Source organism: Nostoc flagelliforme FACHB-838 (genome assembly GCF_014698065.1).
Lineage (GTDB): Bacteria > Cyanobacteriota > Cyanobacteriia > Cyanobacteriales > Nostocaceae > Nostoc > Nostoc flagelliforme_B.
On sequence record NZ_JACJSI010000543.1, the window covers coordinates 1 to 3,295 of the forward strand.

General features: G+C 44.6%; 3 protein-coding genes. 1 reads left to right on the forward strand and 2 read right to left on the reverse strand.

The features are described from left to right. On the reverse strand, window positions 1–1,322 hold a 1,322-nt coding region (locus H6G97_RS48360; protein WP_242056140.1), incomplete at its 3' end, for a hypothetical protein. Between the two features lie 174 nt (window positions 1,323–1,496). Further along, the gene (locus H6G97_RS48365) at window positions 1,497–1,823 is read right to left on the reverse strand and encodes a helix-turn-helix domain-containing protein (protein ID WP_190947421.1); all 327 of its coding nucleotides are present in this window, start codon (window positions 1,821–1,823) and stop codon (window positions 1,497–1,499) included. Between the two features lie 562 nt (window positions 1,824–2,385). Between H6G97_RS48365 and H6G97_RS48370 the strand changes: the two genes are divergently transcribed. Further along, a complete protein-coding gene (locus tag H6G97_RS48370) occupies window positions 2,386–2,952 on the forward strand; it encodes a hypothetical protein (protein ID WP_190947422.1) in 567 nt (188 codons plus the stop codon). Window positions 2,953–3,295: the final 343 nt, after the last annotated feature.

A 3,295-nucleotide genomic window follows, 5' to 3' on the forward strand; every position in this document is an offset into this window, starting at 1 on the left:
CCACCAGCTTGAGTTCCTCCAGTAATGTTAAAGGTGTTGCCCTCTCTTGTGACGCTAGAGTTATTAGGTAAAGTACCATCTGGAGTAATTTGAGCACTTGCATAATCAATGGTACAAAAGCCCGCACGTTCACTCCCCAGAATTATCGCAGCAGCTTCAAGCGCCTGGGTGTTGTTCATTGCGCTGGCAAGATTCTTCAACGCCATACCCATGAGTCGTAAGCATTCTTGGGCATTTTCTTTTGGGGGTTCCTGAGCTAGCGATCGCAGATCAATCCTTTTCTCCAGAGCTTGTTTAACTTGCTTGTTTAAAGCTTTGGTCGCTTGCTGGGTCATGGTATTCCCCCATTGTTGCGAAGGGCGCTGTTGAACCGCGTTTTCCAATTCCTGAATGCGCTGCTGAAGTTGTTGATTTTCAATCTCCAGCTTTCTCAACCCCTCCATTTCATCCAGCCGTTGCTGCAACTGGATGTTTTGCTCTTTCTGCTGCTTGAACAGTCGTTGCAAGGATAAGAGTTGTTCTTGTACTTGTTCTTCGGCTCTAGCTGTGGCCTCTGTTTGCAAGGCAATCCTCAGTTCTTGCTCTAGGCGCTCTAGTTCCTGCTGGTGCTGCTCTTTGATTTGGGCGATCGCTTCCGTATATTTTGCGGGGTAAGTGCGCTCTCTGGGAAATGAGACACTGGCGGCATCTAAATCAGCATTGTTGATCAACAACCTCTCGCCATCAGCAAAAGTGACGATCTGCTGCCAGCGATTCGGTGCGTCTGCCTCAATGGTTCCCTCTTCTCCATACCTTGGGTGTGACTGTTGTGAAACTGTGACAATAGCTTTTTGAGGAACCACTGGTTCTTCAATTTTGGGAACCATTGGTTCCTGAACAATATGCTTTTTGCGTGGAAGTTGAGGAACCACAATATTTGCAGCAGCCGCAAAGTCTGAAACACTTAGGTCAGGGTTATCTTTCAGAGCCAGGGATACAGCAGCTTTAAGTTTTTCTGGTTCCTTAACCAAGCGAAGTAACGGACGAGCCTGACGCTCGTTTTTGATGTGTCCGCCCAACTCGCCAACTGCGTCTATGACCTTTTTGGCTCCTAGCAGTTGGTTGATTCGTCGGTATCCACCCCAGGCGTATAATTCACGCTGGCAGTATTCTTCAAAGTTTTTATAGCCAGCTTGCAGGTAAAGCTGCTGTTCCCTCATCTGTAGGATTTCATCTACCGCTTGCCACTCGAACCTATCGATGGCGGTGAAGGTTTCCTGAATGCTGGTGTTGACAACACTGTAATCAAGTGCTGTTGTTTGTTCTCTATCTAGTGTCAGCATATCTCTTGCCCACTATGGTAAATGCTTGAAAATTGGAGTGTTGCAATTTAACCAAAGTGAACCCAGCAGCTGATTTGGAAGATTTTTCCAAAAATATGTCAGCATTATAATTAGCTCACTTTGTGATCAACGGATTGAGCAGGCGATCGCATAGCTTGGACGGCGGCGATCGCTTTAAGCTACTTTCCTAACTAAATTAGAGGGTTCATCGGCAGCAAAAAGTGCTTCTGTTGTGGAGCTTTTTGTTCTACGAGTTGGCTTTTTATCGGATTGGCTACATTCGTTTCCAATATCATCGGGTTCATATCGCAAAAATTCCCCAGGCTGAACATCAAAGACTCTACAAACAATTTCTTGAGTTTTTTGATCAGGATAGACATTCCGTTTGTTGTAAAGGCGATAAGCCGTTGCTTGAGGTAATCCCGTCTTTTTGTGAAATTGATAAGCAGTTTCTACTCCTTTGGTTGCCAAAAAATCCTTTAAAACATTAATCATCGGCATTACCTACTACTCCTGTCCTCCATGTTACTACCACTGAACGGTACTATCATTCAATGATAAGAGATACTAATTAACCACTTCTATTTTGATAGTTAAGTCTCATTAGACGATAGCTGCCATTAGTTAACACCTCCACTGAATGACAGTATTATTAGTACATAAGGCTAGAAAAAAGCGGACTGCCAACATCCCAAACGCTAAAAGTTGCCCTTACTGAACCTTGAAAAAAACAGAACAATACCCCCAGGTAACAGAAGTAGTGGATAGTCAAAGCTGCTAAAGGTAGATAAGGGTTGCGAGAGTTCTTAATAAAAAATTACCAGCAGGACGACGGACGACAGTTGAAGCGTTTGAAGTAGTACACGTCGCCTGATACGCTGTATCTCCTGTATTGGTATCGCTCAAGTGCCACTGGCTTTGAGCCGCAAATATATGGCTACGCCAAATCAAGTTTGAGAGCGTTGTGCTAAACCACAACGTCGTTTGCACACATAACAAAGACGACCGCTACTGTCTGCAAAACTCAGCGATCGCCTTTTCCCCTATTACGGAGATTTTCATTATGACGTATACAACACATACACAGCAAGCAATTCCTAGTTCTTCTGTTGATGAGCAAGCCCTCGCCCAAGCAGAACTGTACACCCACCTCGAATCCCAAACCGAAGCTGTAGCCCCAACCCAAGACCCCCTGACATCTCGTGACCGTCGTATCATTGGCGAGATTATCGAAGTCCAACCCGAATCAGTTCGCACCATCTGGATCGAAGGTGGGATTACGGTATGGGTGCAGTTTGTAGAAGGCGGAAGGCTAGCTTTTGACAGAAACTGGTTTGCTACAAGAGTTGCAGAGGTCAAAGCAACGCTACCAGAAACCCCACGAGAAAGGAATCAGCGCTTGGAGTCTGAGTTGAAAGAAGCTTGCACTGTTTTTGGTTTGTATCACGGTGAGATTGACTATCTAGTATTTAGTACGAAAGTCTATTGCCAGGGCAAGTTAGTTGGCTTCGGTGGTTGGGATGAAGAGGGTTGGTACGTAAGACCAAGACAGTATGGAGTCAATCGTGTAGCTGCTAGTGCTGAAATTGTGATTGCGTCGTTGGGAGTCAGAGCGACAGTAGCGGCTTAGTTCTGGAAGTGAGAAAGGCGATTGCACACCAAAAGAATTGCAATCGCCAACGAGTTTAGTCTCGAATAAATATAATCATGACACAAAGTACAGCAAGTAACACTGCACTTCAAGTAGGCGACTATCAACAGAAAATTCTCCTACCCGCAACAAATACAGAGGTTTAAGAAATCTTTAGTCTGACAAGTGAGAAAAGGCCTAGCGTGGCAAAACTTACTAGAGAAGAGTAAAAATCCTGTAATCTTGACCTTGTAGCGAAATAATGGTGCAAAAACTTGGCAAGAAAAAGTTTAAAACCAGAGGCAACATCGTTTGAAGTACTCGATTGTGTTCAAAAAAAATG

Bases quoted from the DNA above. Each gene is read 5' to 3' on its own strand.
- H6G97_RS48370 (WP_190947422.1), top strand. From the start codon at position 2,386: ATGACGTATACAACACATACACAGCAAGCAATTCCTAGTTCTTCTGTT.
- H6G97_RS48365 (WP_190947421.1), bottom strand. From the start codon at position 1,823: ATGCCGATGATTAATGTTTTAAAGGATTTTTTGGCAACCAAAGGAGTA.